The following is an 18,571-nucleotide window of genomic DNA, read 5'->3' on the forward strand; positions in this document are numbered from 1 at the left end:
TGTTAGGATAAATTTATCCTAGTGTTAGGATTTATTGAAAAAGGAGTAGTTGCCATGGTGCAGCATGATCATGAATTAGATTTAAGGCTATTCCGCGTGTGGATGAAAGCCTATCAAGCCCTTTTTACAAATATCCAAAAAGACATTGAACGTTATGATATCGGATTTGAAAACTTTCAGATCCTTGAATTGCTCTACAGTAAAGGGCCTCAGCCTGTTCAAAAAATTAGCGATATCCTCTCAATCCCAAGTGGAAGCATGACATATGTCGTGAACAAACTAGAAAAACAAGAACTGGTGAAAAGGCAATGTGCGCCTTCAGATAAGCGGGTATTTCATGTATGGCTGACGGAAAAAGGGAAGCAATTGTTTGACGATATTTTCCCTAAACACACAGAGGTCATTTCGCAAAATCTAGCCTTTATTGAAAAAGAAGAAAAAGAGCAGCTCATTGAATTACTGAAAAAAATCGGTTTAGGTGCAAAACAACTTCGCGAAAAGGGGAAACAAGATGACACTCAGCTTTGATACGTTGGTACGTGAAAGACGATCCGCATCAAATTTTTTGCCAAATATCTCGATTTCGAGAGAAGAGCTTAACAGCATATTTGAAGAGGTCAAGCTGGCACCATCAGCTTTTAACTTGCAGCATACACAATATGTTGTCGTCCAAACAGAAGAGCTGAAAGAACAAGTAAGAGAAGCGGCATTTGGACAATATAAAGTGCACTCTGCTTCAGCAGCGATCATCGTACTCGGAGATCCAAAAGCTTATGAGCACGCAGGGAACATATATGAAGGCCTAAAAATGCTAGGCATTATCAATGCGCAGCAATATGAAGAAATGGTCAGAGAGACCATGAGCTTTTATGTGCAGAGAGGAGCCGATTTCCAGAAGGAAGAGGCGATCCGCAATGCTTCCTTATCTGCCATGCTGTTTATGCTTGCCGCTAAAAATAAAGGCTGGGATACTTGCCCGATGATCGGATTTGATCCCGAAGCAATGAAAAAGGTATTAAACATTCAATCAGATTTGGTTCCTGTGTTAATGATTACACTCGGAAAAGAAAAAGTAGAGAGCAGACAAGCGAGAGGCTATAGAAAGCCAGTTTCTGAATTTGTGACATATTTATAAGACAGGGGGTTCCCATTATGGAACTAGGAATTAGTACATTTGTTGAAACAACACCCGATTTTCAAACAGGAAAAACAGTCAGTCACGCACAGCGTATTCGAGAAGTAGTAGAAGAAATTATTTTAGCAGATCAAGTCGGTCTTGATGTATTTGGCGTAGGTGAGCATCACCGTGAGGATTTCGCCGCTTCGAATCCAGCTGTCGTCTTAGCGGCTGCAGCCACACAAACAAAAAATATTCGTCTGACAAGTGCAGTGACAGTTCTTTCATCAGCAGATCCTGTTCGTGTATTTCAGGATTTTGCAACGCTGGATGGACTATCAAACGGACGTGCAGAAATTATGGCAGGCCGTGGTTCATTTATTGAATCATTCCCGCTCTTTGGCTATGACCTTGATGACTATGAAGAATTATTTGAAGAAAAGCTTGATTTGCTGTTGAAATTACAGCAGTCAGAGCGTGTAACATGGAGCGGAAAGCATCGCCCATCCATTCAGGATGTTGGGGTGTACCCAAGACCTGTTCAAGATCCGCTTCCAATCTGGATCGGCAGTGGAGGAAACCGTGAATCTGTCGTACGTGCTGGATTACTAGGGTTACCGCTTGTACTTGCCATCATTGGCGGAAGTCCTAGACAGTTCGCACCGCTCGTTCAGCTGTACAAGCAAGCGGCAGTGCACGCTGGACATGACCCTGAGAAATTAACTGTAGCATCACATTCTCATGGATTTGTTGCGGCAGAAACAGACCTGGCAGCAGATCAATTCTTCCCATCTACACAGCATGTGATGAACACATTAGCGAGAGAGCGCGGCTGGGGACCTTATACTCGTTCTACGTTTGATGCAGCGAGAACTTTAGAAGGCGCGCTGTATGTAGGAGATCCAGATACAGTGGCAGAGAAAGTCATTCACCTTAGAAAAAATGTAGGCATCACACGTTTTATGCTTCATGTACCGGTTGGTTCAATGCCGCATGATCAAGTGCTGAAAGCCATTGAGCTATTTGGAAAAGAAGTGGCTCCTAAAGTAAGAGAAGAGGTTGCCCGCTGGGAAGCAGAGCAAAAATAAATAAAAAGGCCGATCAAGAGAATAGGCTTGATCGGCCTTTTCTTATGCTTAAGGATCAATAACACATGGTTTCACTGTAGGGCATGAAGCAGCAGAAGCAAATGGTGTGATCGCCAAGGAGAAGAGGAAAACAAGTTGAAAACAGATGAGCCATTTTTTCATGAAATCACCTCCGTTCACAATTGTTTCACTAGATTGAGGTGAGGATAAATGCATAGAAGTATGTAACGCACTCTATCCAGCATAAGACAATGATATCATAATTTTCAAAAAAATGAAAAAATAAACTCACAAAAGTTCTAAATTATGGTATAGTTTATACGTTCAACAAAAAAGGGAGGGATTTTTTTGTGAAAAAGGTCATGTCTTCTGTTTTGGTTGGAGCAATTGTCTTAACGGGTGCTGGGGTCACAACTGCTCCAGTGGAAGCAAAGGAGCAAACAAACAGTGAAGTAACGGCTCAGGCCAGTCGAACTGTTTCAGTAACAAGAACATATACGACATCAAACATCCCAGAAAGTATTGTATATGCAGAGGATGGCTGGGTAGGGATATTAAAACAAACCTCTATTGAAGAATTAGGATTAGGAAAATATAGAGTCACATTTACTGGAACAGTGGTACGCGATCCGGGATTTAATTAAATAAACGCAAAGCTGACAGGTGGACAAGCCTGTCAGCTTTTTTCATGAGGATAATAAAGAATCATTTGCATCCGTACCATTTGTTCTCCGGTTTGTTTATACGTGTGCGTCCGGTCCGCTTTAAAACGAATAGAGTCTCCGGCTTTTAAGGTGTATTGTTCATCACCAATGGATAAATCAAGGACTCCCTCAAAAACAGTGATCAATTCCTCTGTTCCTCCAATGTGTTCACTCGCACGAAGCGACCCGCCTCGATCAATTTCCACTCGGTACATTTCAAATTTCCCCCGGTCGTCAAAAGGGAAAGTCGTGTATACACGATATTTTCCATCATCTTCAGTTAAAACCTGTGCATCTTCCTTGCGTACTACCTTGATTTCAGGCTGTGGTGCGTGAATGAGCTCACTAAAAGATACCTTTAATCCGTTGGCGATTTTCCACAAAGTCGTGATGGTAGGGGTCGATTCTCCTCTTTCAATTTGTCCAATCATCGTCTTGCTGACACCAGTTAATTCTGCCATCTTTTCGAGGCTTAATTTTTTTTGATCTCTCAGAAGCCTCACATTTTTAGAAATAATCGATTGTACGTCTTCCATGAAAAAAGCTCCTTTCTCTATTTACTTTATAAAGACCGAACGTTACAATAAAACGTAATGTACGCAATAAAGTAATTAAAGTCTAAATAACGTATAAGGGAGGCGGCATTTTGATTGTATCCATGTTGATCTATGCTTTTGTTAGCAGCTTTACCCCAGGGCCGAACAACATCATGGCCATGGTCTTTACGAATAAATATGGGGTCAAGCAAACATTTCGATTTTGTTTAGGTGTAGGTATCGGATTTCTCGTCATTTTGTGTTTGAGCTGCTTCTTTAATCTCATCCTTTATCAAGTGATGCCGAAAATAGGATGGGTCATGGCGTTCATCGGAGCTGCATACATGATTTATTTAGCGGTCAAAATCATGAAAAGTAAAGGCGGGGATGACGAAACACTTGATCGCTACAATCATTTTATCCCTGGTATGCTGCTGCAATTTATCAACCCAAAAGCGATCTTGTATGGATTGACTGTGATTTCAACATTTGTTTTGCCATACGGACAATCTAATATGCAGTATGTCATATGGACGCTGATTCTCGCACTCATTGGCTTTCTCGGTACATTCAGCTGGAGCTTATTTGGCTCTTTGTATAAGCGTTTTTTGACTGCTTACGAAAAACCGTTCCAGTATGTGATGGGGCTGCTTCTGATATACAGTGCAATTTCGATGATATGGGGCTATGCTATGTGATGTAAGTAGTCAGGAGCTTGGCCGCTGTCTGCCCATCACAACAGTATCATAATATAATCCGTCACTCAGCCGTTTATCGTTTTTTAATACGCCTTCAATCAAAAAGCCGTGGTTCTCATATAACCGAATGGCTTTTTTGTTCGTTTCAAGCACATGAAGAGAGATCTTCTGAATGCCCTGCTGATCTGCCCAGTCAATTGAAGCGGCTAAAAGCTCTTTCCCGATATGATAGCCCCAAGCATCTTTCTGGATGGCGACGCCAAATGTCACTTTGTGAGCAGAGCGCTTGAGTGAATGGCCCTCGCATCTTGAAAAACCGACAATTTTTCCTTCAATAGCAGCGACCAAAAATAAATGCCGGCTTTGCTTGCTATCCTCTTGAATCAAAGCCTCAAATGCTTTTTCATCAAGAAAGGCTTCGCCCGGTTCACGGTCTAAATACTCTGTTTCACCATCGATTTTCAGTCTGAGAGCTGATAACTGTTTGGCATCGGCCGCTGAAGCGGACCGAATATGATAGGTCAACCCACGAACTGTGAATATTTTTTCAGAGACGATCATGAAATAGAACACCAACCCTTCTTCTAATGTCTATCATACCTGAAACGTGTACATCGCACACTCAGATGTTTTGTATCTTTCAAAAAGGCTAAATGAATAGTATCAAACGTGGAGGTGGAACAAATGAGTAAAGAAAAAGGACATATGGATAAAGCGAAAGGAAAAACAAATCAAGTCAAAGGTCAAGTCAAAGAAAAGCTTGGTGAAGCAACCGATCATCAAAACTTGAAAGCAGAAGGGAAAAAGGATCAAGCAAAAGGAAAGCTTCAAGATAAAAAAGGGGATGTCAAAAATAAGCTGAACGAGTAGAACCGAAACCAGTGCGTTGCTTCATGTATTCCTCATCACATGTCTTTCATCAAAAAAATGAATAGATGTGTGAAAAGAATTGATTATACGTTCTCACGATCATCATGTAGACTTGAGAGAGAAGACATGATCAAGGGAGATGGATGAAATGGAGCACGTGTGGGGAAAAGTTGACGAGTATATCACAGACAAGTTGATTCCTAAAGATGATGTATTGGAGCAAACCCTTACTCATAATAAGCAAGCGGGTCTGCCAGAAATTGATGTGTCACCAGCCCAAGGGAAAATGCTTTATTTATTAGCAAAAACGAAGAATGCAAAGCGCATTTTAGAAATCGGGACACTCGGTGGATACAGTACTATTTGGCTGGCCCGTGCTCTTGAAGAGGATGGGGAACTCATCACATTGGAGGCTGTCAGCCATCATGTACAGATCGCACAGCAAAACATTAGCAGAGCGGGCTTATCAGAACGGGTGAGCATTTTGGAAGGAAAGGCATTAGATACGTTATCTCAGTTAAAAGAGAAGGCTGCGCTTCCATTCGATTTCATTTTCATTGATGCAGATAAACCGAACAATCCGAAATATTTGAAGTGGGCGTTAGATTTCTCGAAAAAGGGAACAGTCATTATTGCAGACAATGTCGTCAGAAATGGTGCAGTCCTTCATGACTCTGATGAGGATGAACGAGTACAAGGAACTCGTGAATTTTTCGATTTACTCAAACAAGAGCCGAGAATAGAGGCAACAGCGATTCAAACTGTTGGGGAAAAAGGTTATGATGGATTTGTATACGGAATCGTCAAATGAAACAAAGCTTAACCACATGTGGTTAAGCTTTTTCTTTTAGAAAAACCATCTAGCAGTGCCCATCAGCATGACGCCGACAAGAACAGTAAGTGACAGGCTTTTTGTCCAAACAGCAATGAGTACAGTAGGAGTCAAGACAGCAAGATACATCCAGTGAATGGTGACGCCTGTGCCTGTTGATGTATGGATGAAGAGATGCTCTGCAATCAAAGCTGTAAAGATACAAATAGGAATAAACGATAACCATTTCAGCACCACTTCAGGCAGCTGAATACTCCGTACAAATATAAAGGGTACGACTCTCGGAATGACGGTGACGATCATACAACCAACAATGAGCCATAACATAAAGCTGCTAATCATTTATCTGTCACCACCCCAATAGTTGCGACAAGTACAGTTGCTATGAGAACAGCCACATGTGATGGAACAAAATGAAGCAGAACAAACATAGCAATGACCATATACAACACAAGTGACAGGCGATGAGTTAACTTATTTTTGGGTACTGTCTGTAACGAAAGGACTAACAGTGCAGCAAACATCGCTGATAAAGCAAAATCTAGACCAAGCGCTTCAGGATTTGAAATCCAATGTCCAAAAATGCCGCCAAGTATGCAGGCCGCAATCCAGCATAAATACGCCGTTAAGTTCAGTCCGTGCATCCACCTGTTATTCAGCTTTCCTTGCTGCGCTAATTTATTTATCGCTACACCGAAGGATTCATCAGTCAGCAATAGACCGAATCCTATATTTTGTTTCACAGAGTAGCGTGTGAAATGAGGAGCAAGCGTCAGGCTGAGCAATAAATGCCGCAGATTGACAATAAATGTGGTGAAAATAATAGCGGAAAGGGGACTCCCTGTCACAAGCAGTGCACAGATAATAAACTGTGAAGCACCTGCGTAAATAAAAATCGATAAAAGCGCAATGTCCCATATACTTAACTGTGCGCTAATTCCAACAATTCCGAAGGCAAACCCAATACTCATATAACCGAGCAGGGTTGGCACACAATCTTTTATTCCCTCGAGAAACGGTTCATGTTCCGTGCTGGGAATGTGTTTCCTCGCTTCAATATCCAACGTCCTCTACTCCTTTTCTCCGTGGCCACCTATAGTTTTACTTACTATATGAAAACGAATTCAGCATGTCAATACCCGTTTATCTTCTATTATATGAAGAAAAATGGTGACAAAAAAGGATTGAAGTCAATCAGAATTTGTTATAAAGTAGTCTGAAAATAAAAATAAATGAGGTGACGACAATGCTATGGAAGCCTTTATTTGAACATGATGTACCAAACACCCTCCGTCCATAACGGAGAGTGATCTCCGTTTGTGGATATGGCGATCAATATATCCAGTAACGGAGGGGAAAAGATGAAGGAAAAATATATAGGCGCCCTTTACCTAGCAATCGCTGCAAGTATTTGGGGCGGCATGTACGTTGTTGTCAAAGTAACAGTAGCGGTGGTTCCGCCGCTTGAGCTAGTATGGATGAGATATGCTGTAGCAGGAATTGTGCTGATATGCACCATTTGGCGCTTGGGCTATTCCTTTCGATTAGATAAAAAAGATATCCCGCTTGTTGTCATGATCGGATTGATCGGAAATTTCCTATCAATTGTGACCCAAGAAATCGGCACCATGTATACGTCGGCACAAATGGGGGCTGTGATCACATCTGCGACCCCTGCTTTTATGGTGCTGTTTGCGTTCTTTCTATTAAAAGAAGCCATGACTGTTCGAAAGTGCGCATCCATCCTGCTTGCGACAGCAGGTGTATGGCTCATGATTGGACCAGTCGCAGTGCACTCAGATGAATTTGTTGGCGGTCTTTCATTAGTTTTCGCTGCTTTAACTTGGGCACTGATGTCTGTTTTGCTGAAACGAGTTCCAGGAAAATACCCTCAAGTCGTGACGACCACATATGCGATCATCATTGCATTCATTGTCTTAACACCAGCTGTTTTATTTCGCTTACCTCATCTAGATGTGGAGCAGATGGCAAGGCCAGAGATTTGGGGCGGCATTCTCTATCTAGGCATCATCTCAACAGCTCTAGCATTCTTTTTGTGGAATAGAGGGCTTCAATTGATGGATGCCTCGAGCGGCGGTCTGTTCTTTTTCTTTCAACCGATCGTAGGGGCAGCTCTCGGCTGGCTGTTTTTAGGTGAAGAGATGGGGATACGCTCATTCATTGGGATTCTATGTATCTTTGCAGGAGTCTATACTGTACTGCGTCAAAAGGAATAAGAAGAGATGTCCCTTATAAAAGGGGCATTTTCTTTAAAATGGACAGGGAAGAGAGTAGAGGTTGGGGGGAAGCAGAATGATACAATTTCCGCATTTGCAAAAAGGACAAACAATTGGCGTTACAGCACCTTCCTCAGGTGTACAGCCATCTTTGCATGACATGTTTCAGCTTTCATGTGAACGAATGAAACATAGAGGATACGATGTCATATGTGGAGAGACGGTCTGGCAGCAGGAAAAGGCAAAATCTGCGCCTGCGATAGAACGAGCAAACGAACTTCAGTACATGATGACATGTGAGGAGATTGATCACATCATCCCGCCATGGGGAGGACAGCTGCTTATGGAAGTGTTAGAGCATCTCGATTTCTCATCGATGAAAAAAAAGTGGATTCTTGGTTACTCAGATACGAGTGCACTTCTGCTGGCGTTAACATTAAAAACAGGCATTGCCACAGCGCATGGACCGAACTTAGTCGATCTTCAGGGAGAAGAGCTTGATCAAACGACTGTTATGTGGGAAGAAGTACTTTCAACAAAAGAAGAAATGGACATAAGCCAGTTTTCTTCATCTATGTATCAAAAGGAATGGCAGTGTGACGATCCGATTAAACATGTCTTTCATTTAACAGAACCGACCGCATGGCATACGGTTGATCAACAAGAAAAGATGGTAAAGGGAAGACTGATGGGTGGCTGCATTGATGTCATACGTCATTTAGCAGGGACACCTTATGGGGACGTCAAAACTTTTCAGAAAACATTCATAAAAGATGAACCGATTCTCTGGCATTTCGAAAACTGCGAATTAAATGCTGCAAGCGTGAAGAGATCGCTTGTTCAATTAAAACTAGCAGGTTGGTTTGATCACTGTTCAGGTATGATGTTTGGGCGTAGTGCAGTAAATGTGCCTGTTGAAGGGTATCAGTATCAGGATGTATATGAAGAATTACAAAAGGAATTACAAATCCCCATTTTTTACGACATAGATTGTGGGCATGTCCCGCCGCAAATGACGCTGATTAATGGGGCATATGCAGAAGTACAGCTGCATCCTCAAGGAAAAGCCGTACTAAAGCAAACATTTTTAGCATAAAAAAGGAAAGGGCGAACCCTTTCCTTCATATCACATTACATCCCTTTTGTTTCTTCACCTGCTTTTGGAACTTCCCACGCCGACTCACGGAATACTTTTTCCCATTTAGATACAACAATACATGCAACGGCATGCCCTGGAACATTCACGCCTGTTCGTGCCATATCCATAATTCGGTCAACACCGGCTATGATGGCAACGCCTTCTGCGGGAAGACCGACAGCATGAGCGGTTGCCAAAAGAACAACGAGTGAACCGGATGGCACAGCTGCAATACCTTTACTCGTTAACACAAGAACAAGCATCATTAAAAGCTGCTGTGACAGACTCATGTCGACACCAAACGCTTGTGCAAGAAATACGCAGGCAACCGATAAATATAAACTTGATCCGTCACAATTGAGAGAAAGACCAGATGGAATCACAAAGGAAACGATTCTTTTTGGACACCCGTATTTCTCCATTCGTTCCATCAATTGAGGAAGGACAGTTTCAGTACTCGTAGTAGAGAAGGCAACAAGGAACAAATCCCAAATCATTTTTAATACTTCGAAGTAGTTAAAACGGAAGATCAGTGCGACCAGAGGGAATAAAGCAAAGAGAATAATGAATAATCCTAAAAATACTGTTCCGACAAGCTTCATCATTGGGATTAATAAAACAATGCCATATTGGCCGACAGAAGCAGCCATTAATGCAAGAACCCCAATAGGTGCTGTCACCATCACCATCTGTGTGAGCTTAAACATAATTTGTGCCACTGATTCAAAGAAGGTGAGAACAGGAGCAGAGGTTTTACCGATTCCGCTTGCCGCTACACCAAATAAGATGGCGAAGAAAATGACAGCAAGTAAATCATTCTGAGCCATAACATCGACGATATTGGTTGGAATGATATCTAATACCATTTGTTTAAAGTCAACGACCTTCTCCGTATAACCATCTAATTCCCCAATATCTTTCTTAGCTAATTTAGAGAAATCGAGGCCAACGCCAGGCTTTAGCCCATTTGCCAATAATAGCCCGATCCCAAGAACAATGGTTGTGATGACCTCAAACCAAATGATCGTCTTTAATCCAAGGCTGCCCATTTTCTTCATGCCGCCGCTGCCGGCTGCACCAATAACAATGGTAGAGAACACGATTGGAACAACGATCATTTTAATCAGCCTGATGAATCCATCTCCAATTGGCCTGAGGGCCATTCCGAAGTCAGGGAAGAAATGGCCGATAAGAGCTCCTATCACCAAAGCGATCATGATTTGAAAAGCGATAAACTTTTTCATCATCTCTTACCTCCTTTAAATGCTTGGAAAAATATTAAGAATTTTCCAATAAATAAAAATTCTATGTGGCCATGTTTTGTCCTCCTTTGTATTTAGAAAGATTTTATTTAAGAATCATTGGAATTATGAAGAAAGAGAAGAAAATAGGGCTATTACATGTCTATTGATCTAAGAAAAAATCAATTTAAAAAAACATGAAACTTTTTTAGAAAAATGTATTGACCCTTTTATATGATTCATGGTATATTTTTATTCGTCGCTGATGACGTATTTGAAACACAGACGTTCACACACATGCGGCAAACTAATTTTAAAAAGATGTTGACTTAAGAAAAACGATATGTTAAGATAATTAAGTCGCCTGATTAAGCGCCCGTAGCTCAATTGGATAGAGCGTTTGACTACGGATCAAAAGGTTAGGGGTTCGACTCCTCTCGGGCGCGCCAATACAAACCACGCGGGTGTAGTTTAGTGGTAAAACCTCAGCCTTCCAAGCTGATGTCGTGAGTTCGATTCTCATCACCCGCTCCATTTTTGAACATGATCTTTGAAAACTAAACAAGACAAAACGTACCTGTTAATTCGAGTTTTTATAAAAAAATCCTATGATACTTCATAGGTAGTCAGTCAAACGCTGATGAAAAACAAAACTTCGGTTTTGTACTTTTTCGGAGAGTTTGATCCTGGCTCAGGACGAACGCTGGCGGCGTGCCTAATACATGCAAGTCGAGCGGACAGAAGGGAGCTTGCTCCCAGATGTTAGCGGCGGACGGGTGAGTAACACGTGGGTAACCTGCCTGTAAGACTGGGATAACTCCGGGAAACCGGAGCTAATACCGGATAGTTCCTTGAACCGCATGGTTCAAGGATGAAAGACGGTTTCGGCTGTCACTTACAGATGGACCCGCGGCGCATTAGCTAGTTGGTGGGGTAATGGCTCACCAAGGCGACGATGCGTAGCCGACCTGAGAGGGTGATCGGCCACACTGGGACTGAGACACGGCCCAGACTCCTACGGGAGGCAGCAGTAGGGAATCTTCCGCAATGGACGAAAGTCTGACGGAGCAACGCCGCGTGAGTGATGAAGGTTTTCGGATCGTAAAGCTCTGTTGTTAGGGAAGAACAAGTGCGAGAGTAACTGCTCGCACCTTGACGGTACCTAACCAGAAAGCCACGGCTAACTACGTGCCAGCAGCCGCGGTAATACGTAGGTGGCAAGCGTTGTCCGGAATTATTGGGCGTAAAGGGCTCGCAGGCGGTTTCTTAAGTCTGATGTGAAAGCCCCCGGCTCAACCGGGGAGGGTCATTGGAAACTGGGAAACTTGAGTGCAGAAGAGGAGAGTGGAATTCCACGTGTAGCGGTGAAATGCGTAGAGATGTGGAGGAACACCAGTGGCGAAGGCGACTCTCTGGTCTGTAACTGACGCTGAGGAGCGAAAGCGTGGGGAGCGAACAGGATTAGATACCCTGGTAGTCCACGCCGTAAACGATGAGTGCTAAGTGTTAGGGGGTTTCCGCCCCTTAGTGCTGCAGCTAACGCATTAAGCACTCCGCCTGGGGAGTACGGTCGCAAGACTGAAACTCAAAGGAATTGACGGGGGCCCGCACAAGCGGTGGAGCATGTGGTTTAATTCGAAGCAACGCGAAGAACCTTACCAGGTCTTGACATCCTCTGACAACCCTAGAGATAGGGCTTTCCCTTCGGGGACAGAGTGACAGGTGGTGCATGGTTGTCGTCAGCTCGTGTCGTGAGATGTTGGGTTAAGTCCCGCAACGAGCGCAACCCTTGATCTTAGTTGCCAGCATTCAGTTGGGCACTCTAAGGTGACTGCCGGTGACAAACCGGAGGAAGGTGGGGATGACGTCAAATCATCATGCCCCTTATGACCTGGGCTACACACGTGCTACAATGGACAGAACAAAGGGCTGCAAGACCGCAAGGTTTAGCCAATCCCATAAATCTGTTCTCAGTTCGGATCGCAGTCTGCAACTCGACTGCGTGAAGCTGGAATCGCTAGTAATCGCGGATCAGCATGCCGCGGTGAATACGTTCCCGGGCCTTGTACACACCGCCCGTCACACCACGAGAGTTTGCAACACCCGAAGTCGGTGAGGTAACCTTTATGGAGCCAGCCGCCGAAGGTGGGGCAGATGATTGGGGTGAAGTCGTAACAAGGTAGCCGTATCGGAAGGTGCGGCTGGATCACCTCCTTTCTAAGGATATATGGAGCAGCGTACGTTTTCGTCTTGTTTAGTTTTGAAGGATCATTCCTTCAAAACATGTCTCTAGCGAGACAGGATTGTTCTTTGAAAACTAGATAACAATAAGTAATACATTCACATTGAATGCAATGCAAAGTTCATCACACATAGTGATTCTTTCTAAAGTAAGAAATGGTTAAGTTAGAAAGGGCGCACGGTGGATGCCTTGGCACTAGGAGCCGATGAAGGACGGGACGAACACCGATATGCTTCGGGGAGCTGTAAGCAAGCTTTGATCCGGAGATTTCCGAATGGGGAAACCCACTGCTCGTAATGGAGTAGTATCCATACTTGAATACATAGAGTATGAGAAGGCATACCCGGGGAACTGAAACATCTAAGTACCCGGAGGAAGAGAAAGCAAATGCGATTCCCTGAGTAGCGGCGAGCGAAACGGGAACAGCCCAAACCAAGAGGCTTGCCTCTTGGGGTTGTAGGACACTCTATACGGAGTTACAAAGGAATGATATAAGCGAAGAGGTCTGGAAAGGCCCGCCAAAGAAGGTAACAGCCCTGTAACTGAAATGTTATTCTCTCCAGAGTGGATCCTGAGTACGGCGGAACACGTGAAATTCCGTCGGAATCCGGGAGGACCATCTCCCAAGGCTAAATACTCCCTAGTGACCGATAGTGAACCAGTACCGTGAGGGAAAGGTGAAAAGCACCCCGGAAGGGGAGTGAAATAGATCCTGAAACCGTGTGCCTACAAGTAGTCAGAGCCCGTTAACGGGTGATGGCGTGCCTTTTGTAGAATGAACCGGCGAGTTACGATCCCGTGCAAGGTTAAGCAGAAGATGCGGAGCCGCAGCGAAAGCGAGTCTGAATAGGGCGCATGAGTACGTGGTCGTAGACCCGAAACCAGGTGATCTACCCATGTCCAGGGTGAAGTTCAGGTAACACTGAATGGAGGCCCGAACCCACGCACGTTGAAAAGTGCGGGGATGAGGTGTGGGTAGGGGTGAAATGCCAATCGAACCTGGAGATAGCTGGTTCTCTCCGAAATAGCTTTAGGGCTAGCCTCAAGGTAAGAGTCTCGGAGGTAGAGCACTGATTGGACTAGGGGCCCCTACCGGGTTACCGAATTCAGTCAAACTCCGAATGCCGATGACTTATCCTTGGGAGTCAGACTGCGAGTGATAAGATCCGTAGTCGAAAGGGAAACAGCCCAGACCGCCAGCTAAGGTCCCAAAGTATACGTTAAGTGGAAAAGGATGTGGAGTTGCTTAGACAACCAGGATGTTGGCTTAGAAGCAGCCACCATTTAAAGAGTGCGTAATAGCTCACTGGTCGAGTGACTCTGCGCCGAAAATGTACCGGGGCTAAACGTATCACCGAAGCTGCGGACTGTTCTTACGAACAGTGGTAGGAGAGCGTTCTAAGGGCTGTGAAGCCAGACCGGAAGGACTGGTGGAGCGCTTAGAAGTGAGAATGCCGGTATGAGTAGCGAAAGACGGGTGAGAATCCCGTCCACCGAATGCCTAAGGTTTCCTGAGGAAGGCTCGTCCGCTCAGGGTTAGTCGGGACCTAAGCCGAGGCCGAAAGGCGTAGGCGATGGACAACAGGTTGATATTCCTGTACCACCTCCTCACCATTTGAGCAATGGGGGGACGCAGGAGGATAGGGTAAGCGCGGTATTGGATATCCGCGTCCAAGCAGTTAGGCTGGGAAATAGGCAAATCCGTTTCCCGTGAAGGCTGAGCTGTGATGGCGAGCGAAATTTAGTAGCGAAGTTCCTGATTCCACACTGCCAAGAAAAGCCTCTAGCGAGGTGAGAGGTGCCCGTACCGCAAACCGACACAGGTAGGCGAGGAGAGAATCCTAAGGTGATCGAGAGAACTCTCGTTAAGGAACTCGGCAAAATGACCCCGTAACTTCGGGAGAAGGGGTGCTTCTTAGGGTGTTAAAGCCCCGAGAAGCCGCAGTGAATAGGCCCAGGCGACTGTTTAGCAAAAACACAGGTCTCTGCGAAGCCGTAAGGCGAAGTATAGGGGCTGACGCCTGCCCGGTGCTGGAAGGTTAAGAGGAGCGCTTAGCGTAAGCGAAGGTGCGAATTGAAGCCCCAGTAAACGGCGGCCGTAACTATAACGGTCCTAAGGTAGCGAAATTCCTTGTCGGGTAAGTTCCGACCCGCACGAAAGGCGCAACGATCTGGGCACTGTCTCAACGAGAGACTCGGTGAAATTATAGTACCTGTGAAGATGCAGGTTACCCGCGACAGGACGGAAAGACCCCGTGGAGCTTTACTGCAGCCTGATATTGAATGTTGGTACAGCTTGTACAGGATAGGTAGGAGCCTTGGAAACCGGAGCGCTAGCTTCGGTGGAGGCATCGGTGGGATACTACCCTGGCTGTATTGACCTTCTAACCCGCTGCCCTTATCGGGCAGGGAGACAGTGTCAGGTGGGCAGTTTGACTGGGGCGGTCGCCTCCTAAAATGTAACGGAGGCGCCCAAAGGTTCCCTCAGAATGGTTGGAAATCATTCGCAGAGTGTAAAGGCACAAGGGAGCTTGACTGCGAGACCTACAAGTCGAGCAGGGACGAAAGTCGGGCTTAGTGATCCGGTGGTTCCGCATGGAAGGGCCATCGCTCAACGGATAAAAGCTACCCCGGGGATAACAGGCTTATCTCCCCCAAGAGTCCACATCGACGGGGAGGTTTGGCACCTCGATGTCGGCTCATCGCATCCTGGGGCTGTAGTCGGTCCCAAGGGTTGGGCTGTTCGCCCATTAAAGCGGTACGCGAGCTGGGTTCAGAACGTCGTGAGACAGTTCGGTCCCTATCCGTCGCGGGCGCAGGAAATTTGAGAGGAGCTGTCCTTAGTACGAGAGGACCGGGATGGACGCACCGCTGGTGTACCAGTTGTTCTGCCAAGGGCATCGCTGGGTAGCTATGTGCGGACGGGATAAGTGCTGAAAGCATCTAAGCATGAAGCCCCCCTCAAGATGAGATTTCCCATTCCGCAAGGAAGTAAGATCCCTGAAAGATGATCAGGTTGATAGGTCTGAGGTGGAAGCGTGGTGACACGTGGAGCTGACAGATACTAATAGATCGAGGACTTAACCTATATTCTAATGTGAAGCATGAACATTGTTATCTAGTTTTGAGAGAACATTCTCTCCATCAGGTTTGGTGGCGATAGCGAAGAGGTCACACCCGTTCCCATACCGAACACGGAAGTTAAGCTCTTCAGCGCCGATGGTAGTTGGGGGTTTCCCCCTGTGAGAGTAGGACGCCGCCAAGCTTGTTATCTTTATATCATCGCGGGGTGGAGCAGTTCGGTAGCTCGTCGGGCTCATAACCCGAAGGTCGCAGGTTCAAATCCTGCCCCCGCAACCAAAATGGTCCGGTAGTTCAGTTGGTTAGAATGCCTGCCTGTCACGCAGGAGGTCGCGGGTTCGAGTCCCGTCCGGACCGCCATTTTTATGACTTGTAAACGAAAACGTATAGTTTCGTTTTTTTTTATGTCTTTTTCTTTCTAGAAGTACCCAAGATGCAATGAAATGATGTGTGTTTGGCTACAATATAAGAAAGAAAAGATAGATTATTTCAACTCAGCCTGGTTTTTTCACACCAGGCTTTCTTTATATCATTTTTAGTTGGAACTGAGACTTATATTCGCTACACTAATACTAACTGTGTTTGACCTCATGTCTACTTAACCAATTGATTGCAAGAAGGGGCTGTCTTTTTATGGATGAATTTGATCTTATTCGCCGAATCACACCAAAAGATACATATCAGCGCTCTTTGATCATGGGCATCGGTGATGATGCAAGTGTTTATCAACCTCATTCACATTGTGAAGAGGTCGTTTGTGTTGATACAATGGTGGAGCATGTTCATTTTCGTTTTGACTTTTCAACACCATTTGAAGTTGGCTTTAAAGCACTGGCAGTCAATGTCAGTGACATCGCTGCAATGGGAGGGACCCCAAAATATTATCTTGTTTCAATTGCGATCCCGCCTCATGGTGATGAGACAATTGTTACGGAGCTTTACGAGGGAATGAAAGTGTTGGCTGACTCTTATCATATGGATTTGATTGGTGGAGATACAGTGGCCACCCGCAGTGACTTTGTCATTACCGTGACGGTCATTGGTGAGGTTTCAAAGGGAAAAGCTTGTTATCGTCACAGTGCTCAGACTGGAGACGTTGTCTTTGTCACAGGTGAACTTGGTTCATCAGCTGCTGGGTTATCAATCTTAATGAACGAAGCAGCCCCTTCTAAGGCGGTCGATGCTGATTTTTTTCTTAAGCGTCATAAAATGCCTCAGCCTCATATTGCTGCTGGACACATTTGTTCAAGTTTCCCGCGTGTTACCTTGAATGATGTGAGTGATGGATTAGCGAGTGAGTTGAATGAGATAGCCGAAGCGAGCTGTGTGATGATCGAGATAGAAGCTGATAAGCTTCCAATTCATCCAGATTTACAGGTGCTGCGCAAAGACTGGCTTGAATGGGTGTTGTTTGGGGGAGAAGATTTTGTTTTAACTGGTACGATACCAGAATGTGATTGGGAAAGCTTTGAATCGCAATGTCAAAAAGAAGGCATTCAGATCACACGTATTGGACAAGTCAAAGATGATCAAGCAGCCAGTGTTATGTTAAAAGACAATGATCAACAAACAATGTTAATGAAAAAAGGATATAATCATTTTAAGAAATGAGGTGACATCAACGGTGAAATTAACATGGACGACAAAAGGTGCGGATGAGACGAAACGAATTGCCGCTGCATTGGCCAAACTTGTGATGCCAGGCGATGTATTGACATTAGAAGGAGATTTAGGTGCGGGTAAAACCACTTTTTCAAAAGGTTTTGCGGAAGGCTTAGGAATTACCCGTATCGTCAACAGCCCCACCTTTACAATTATTAAAGAATATACCGATGGCAGACTGCCACTTTATCATATGGACGTGTACCGCATGGAAGATGCAGAAGAAGAGATCGGCCTCGAAGAATATTTTGAGGGTGAAGGTGTATGCTTGGTTGAATGGGCACATCTTATTGAACCTCAATTGCCTTCTTCCTATTTAAAAATTGAAATGTTGAGAACAGAACGTGAAGAAGAACGGCATCTCACGTTTGATGCAAAAGGGGAGCGTTATGAGACCCTTTGTAAGGAGATGAAAGAATTTGACCATACTGGCCATTGATACATCAAACCATACACTAGGAATTGCTCTTGTAAGAGACTTCACTGTGATTGGGGAGAGCATTACGTATTTAAAAAAGAACCATTCCGTCCGAGCGATGCCTACTGTTGAAGCATTGATGAAAGAATGTGGTGTATCACCAAGCGAACTAAGCAAAATCGTTGTAGCAAAAGGACCTGGTTCTTACACTGGCGTCAGAATCGGTGTTACCATCGCAAAAACACTTGCGTGGACGCTGTCTATCCCGATATCAGCTGTTTCGAGTTTAGAAACACTTGCGGCAAATGGCCAATATTTTGATGGATATATCTCACCTTTATTTGATGCGAGAAGAGGCCAAGTTTATACCGGACTATATATGTTTGAAAAGGGTAAGATCAAAGAGGTAGAACCAGATCAAAATATCCTGCTCACGGATTGGCTTCATGAACTGAAGCAGACAGGAAAGCCTGTTCTATTTCTTGGACAAGATGTGCATCTTCATGAAGAGAGCATTTGCTCCATTTTAGGAGAAACGGCTGTACTGGCAGAGGGGACATTCCATAACCCAAGACCTTCAGTGCTTGCATTTTTAGGCGCAGATCGTCCTGCTGAAGATGTCCATCAGCTTGTTCCTAACTATATTCGTTTGGCAGAAGCGGAAGTGAAATGGCTTGAAGGACAAAAATAATCTTCACATAGCAGAG

17 protein-coding genes, 4 tRNA genes and 3 rRNA genes are annotated in these 18,571 nt (G+C 44.8%); 19 read left to right on the top strand and 5 right to left on the bottom strand.

Annotation, left to right across the window (positions count from 1 at the left end; all coding sequences use genetic code 11):
* Positions 1-54 precede the first annotated feature (54 nt).
* From NSQ76_RS03095 to NSQ76_RS03110, 4 genes are all read left to right on the top strand, one after another.
* Complete coding sequence (locus NSQ76_RS03095) at positions 55-528, top strand: MarR family winged helix-turn-helix transcriptional regulator (protein WP_025093552.1); 474 nt, start codon at positions 55-57, stop codon at positions 526-528.
* Positions 512-1,135 carry a nitroreductase family protein gene (locus tag NSQ76_RS03100; RefSeq protein ID WP_024425425.1) on the top strand — a complete coding sequence of 208 codons (624 nt, stop codon included), beginning with the start codon at positions 512-514 and terminating at the stop codon, positions 1,133-1,135. The genes NSQ76_RS03095 and NSQ76_RS03100 overlap by 17 nt, the downstream gene beginning before the upstream one ends.
* 17 nt (positions 1,136-1,152) lie before the next feature.
* Positions 1,153-2,205, top strand: coding sequence for an LLM class flavin-dependent oxidoreductase (locus NSQ76_RS03105; RefSeq protein WP_024425426.1), 1,053 nt, complete (start codon positions 1,153-1,155; stop codon positions 2,203-2,205).
* Between the two features lie 350 nt (positions 2,206-2,555).
* Positions 2,556-2,849: a hypothetical protein gene (locus NSQ76_RS03110; RefSeq protein ID WP_025093551.1), complete on the top strand. Its 294-nt coding sequence runs from the start codon at positions 2,556-2,558 to the stop codon at positions 2,847-2,849.
* A gap of 32 nt (positions 2,850-2,881) precedes the next feature.
* Here NSQ76_RS03110 and NSQ76_RS03115 read toward each other — a convergent pair whose 3' ends face one another.
* Positions 2,882-3,445 (bottom strand): helix-turn-helix domain-containing protein, encoded by a 564-nt coding sequence (locus NSQ76_RS03115; protein WP_024425428.1) that lies wholly within the window; start codon positions 3,443-3,445, stop codon positions 2,882-2,884.
* Between the two features lie 110 nt (positions 3,446-3,555).
* Between NSQ76_RS03115 and NSQ76_RS03120 the strand changes: the two genes are divergently transcribed.
* Positions 3,556-4,143: a LysE family transporter gene (locus NSQ76_RS03120; RefSeq protein WP_025093550.1), complete on the top strand. Its 588-nt coding sequence runs from the start codon at positions 3,556-3,558 to the stop codon at positions 4,141-4,143.
* Positions 4,144-4,152: 9 nt separating this feature from the next.
* Here NSQ76_RS03120 and NSQ76_RS03125 read toward each other — a convergent pair whose 3' ends face one another.
* Positions 4,153-4,704 carry a GNAT family N-acetyltransferase gene (locus NSQ76_RS03125; RefSeq protein ID WP_025093549.1) on the bottom strand — a complete coding sequence of 184 codons (552 nt, stop codon included), beginning with the start codon at positions 4,702-4,704 and terminating at the stop codon, positions 4,153-4,155.
* A gap of 123 nt (positions 4,705-4,827) precedes the next feature.
* Here NSQ76_RS03125 and NSQ76_RS03130 point away from each other — a divergent pair, with 123 nt between their 5' ends.
* Together NSQ76_RS03130 and NSQ76_RS03135 are read left to right on the top strand one after the other, a co-directional pair.
* Positions 4,828-5,013 (top strand): CsbD family protein, encoded by a 186-nt coding sequence (locus tag NSQ76_RS03130; protein WP_024427790.1) that lies wholly within the window; start codon positions 4,828-4,830, stop codon positions 5,011-5,013.
* Between the two features lie 148 nt (positions 5,014-5,161).
* Positions 5,162-5,824, top strand: coding sequence for an O-methyltransferase (locus tag NSQ76_RS03135; RefSeq protein WP_025093548.1), 663 nt, complete (start codon positions 5,162-5,164; stop codon positions 5,822-5,824).
* A gap of 36 nt (positions 5,825-5,860) precedes the next feature.
* Here the strand turns inward: NSQ76_RS03135 and NSQ76_RS03140 are convergent, their stop codons facing one another.
* Positions 5,861-6,187, bottom strand: a complete 327-nt coding sequence (locus NSQ76_RS03140; RefSeq protein ID WP_075610950.1) for an AzlD domain-containing protein — start codon at positions 6,185-6,187, stop codon at positions 5,861-5,863.
* Entirely contained in the window at positions 6,184-6,909 is a 726-nt protein-coding gene (locus tag NSQ76_RS03145) for an AzlC family ABC transporter permease (protein ID WP_024427788.1), read from the bottom strand. Before NSQ76_RS03145 ends, NSQ76_RS03140 begins: the two co-directional genes overlap by 4 nt.
* A 297-nt stretch (positions 6,910-7,206) precedes the next feature.
* On the opposite strand from NSQ76_RS03145, the gene NSQ76_RS03150 reads away from it, so the two are divergent.
* Together NSQ76_RS03150 and NSQ76_RS03155 are read left to right on the top strand one after the other, a co-directional pair.
* The gene (locus NSQ76_RS03150; RefSeq protein ID WP_341052339.1) at positions 7,207-8,082 is read left to right on the top strand and encodes a DMT family transporter; all 876 of its coding nucleotides are present in this window, start codon (positions 7,207-7,209) and stop codon (positions 8,080-8,082) included.
* Positions 8,083-8,158: 76 nt separating this feature from the next.
* The gene (locus NSQ76_RS03155) at positions 8,159-9,178 is read left to right on the top strand and encodes a S66 family peptidase (RefSeq protein ID WP_341052341.1); all 1,020 of its coding nucleotides are present in this window, start codon (positions 8,159-8,161) and stop codon (positions 9,176-9,178) included.
* 35 nt (positions 9,179-9,213) lie between these two features.
* Here NSQ76_RS03155 and gltP read toward each other — a convergent pair whose 3' ends face one another.
* A complete protein-coding gene (gene gltP / locus NSQ76_RS03160) occupies positions 9,214-10,464 on the bottom strand; it encodes a glutamate-aspartate/proton symporter GltP (RefSeq protein WP_341052344.1) in 1,251 nt (416 codons plus the stop codon).
* A 369-nt stretch (positions 10,465-10,833) separates the two neighbouring features.
* Between gltP and NSQ76_RS03165 the strand changes: the two genes are divergently transcribed.
* The 10 genes from NSQ76_RS03165 to tsaB all read left to right on the top strand — a co-directional run bounded on the left by NSQ76_RS03165 (position 10,834) and on the right by tsaB (position 18,555).
* Positions 10,834-10,910: transfer RNA gene (locus NSQ76_RS03165), tRNA-Arg, on the top strand.
* 11 nt (positions 10,911-10,921) lie between these two features.
* Positions 10,922-10,995: transfer RNA gene (locus tag NSQ76_RS03170), tRNA-Gly, on the top strand.
* Between the two features lie 134 nt (positions 10,996-11,129).
* Positions 11,130-12,678: ribosomal RNA gene (locus tag NSQ76_RS03175) — 16S ribosomal RNA — on the top strand.
* 182 nt (positions 12,679-12,860) lie between these two features.
* A 23S ribosomal RNA gene (locus NSQ76_RS03180) occupies positions 12,861-15,791 on the top strand.
* A 61-nt stretch (positions 15,792-15,852) separates the two neighbouring features.
* Positions 15,853-15,968: ribosomal RNA gene (gene rrf / locus NSQ76_RS03185) — 5S ribosomal RNA — on the top strand.
* Together the 16S, 23S and 5S rRNA genes with 4 tRNA genes alongside form the textbook arrangement of a ribosomal RNA operon.
* 18 nt (positions 15,969-15,986) lie before the next feature.
* Positions 15,987-16,063, top strand: a tRNA-Met gene (locus NSQ76_RS03190).
* 4 nt (positions 16,064-16,067) lie between these two features.
* Positions 16,068-16,144, top strand: a tRNA-Asp gene (locus NSQ76_RS03195).
* Positions 16,145-16,417: 273 nt separating this feature from the next.
* The gene (gene thiL / locus NSQ76_RS03200; protein ID WP_327823283.1) at positions 16,418-17,395 is read left to right on the top strand and encodes a thiamine-phosphate kinase; all 978 of its coding nucleotides are present in this window, start codon (positions 16,418-16,420) and stop codon (positions 17,393-17,395) included.
* 13 nt (positions 17,396-17,408) lie between these two features.
* Complete coding sequence (gene tsaE, locus NSQ76_RS03205; RefSeq protein ID WP_044335667.1) at positions 17,409-17,885, top strand: tRNA (adenosine(37)-N6)-threonylcarbamoyltransferase complex ATPase subunit type 1 TsaE; 477 nt, start codon at positions 17,409-17,411, stop codon at positions 17,883-17,885.
* Positions 17,866-18,555 carry a tRNA (adenosine(37)-N6)-threonylcarbamoyltransferase complex dimerization subunit type 1 TsaB gene (gene tsaB / locus NSQ76_RS03210; protein ID WP_341052348.1) on the top strand — a complete coding sequence of 230 codons (690 nt, stop codon included), beginning with the start codon at positions 17,866-17,868 and terminating at the stop codon, positions 18,553-18,555. The genes tsaE and tsaB overlap by 20 nt, the downstream gene beginning before the upstream one ends.
* Positions 18,556-18,571 lie beyond the last annotated feature (16 nt).

Source organism: Bacillus sp. FSL M8-0256, from assembly GCF_038005765.1.
GTDB classification, from domain to species: Bacteria; Bacillota; Bacilli; order Bacillales; family Bacillaceae; genus Bacillus; species Bacillus safensis.

Coding starts and splice junctions, on each gene's coding strand:
- gltP (WP_341052344.1), bottom strand. CDS start 10,464: ATGAAAAAGTTTATCGCTTTTCAAATCATGATCGCTTTGGTGATAGGA.
- NSQ76_RS03135 (WP_025093548.1), top strand. CDS start 5,162: ATGGAGCACGTGTGGGGAAAAGTTGACGAGTATATCACAGACAAGTTG.
- NSQ76_RS03155 (WP_341052341.1), top strand. CDS start 8,159: ATGATACAATTTCCGCATTTGCAAAAAGGACAAACAATTGGCGTTACA.
- NSQ76_RS03115 (WP_024425428.1), bottom strand. CDS start 3,445: ATGGAAGACGTACAATCGATTATTTCTAAAAATGTGAGGCTTCTGAGA.
- thiL (WP_327823283.1), top strand. CDS start 16,418: ATGGATGAATTTGATCTTATTCGCCGAATCACACCAAAAGATACATAT.
- NSQ76_RS03125 (WP_025093549.1), bottom strand. CDS start 4,704: ATGATCGTCTCTGAAAAAATATTCACAGTTCGTGGGTTGACCTATCAT.
- NSQ76_RS03100 (WP_024425425.1), top strand. CDS start 512: ATGACACTCAGCTTTGATACGTTGGTACGTGAAAGACGATCCGCATCA.
- NSQ76_RS03150 (WP_341052339.1), top strand. CDS start 7,207: ATGAAGGAAAAATATATAGGCGCCCTTTACCTAGCAATCGCTGCAAGT.
- NSQ76_RS03130 (WP_024427790.1), top strand. CDS start 4,828: ATGAGTAAAGAAAAAGGACATATGGATAAAGCGAAAGGAAAAACAAAT.
- NSQ76_RS03105 (WP_024425426.1), top strand. CDS start 1,153: ATGGAACTAGGAATTAGTACATTTGTTGAAACAACACCCGATTTTCAA.
- NSQ76_RS03095 (WP_025093552.1), top strand. CDS start 55: ATGGTGCAGCATGATCATGAATTAGATTTAAGGCTATTCCGCGTGTGG.
- NSQ76_RS03140 (WP_075610950.1), bottom strand. CDS start 6,187: ATGATTAGCAGCTTTATGTTATGGCTCATTGTTGGTTGTATGATCGTC.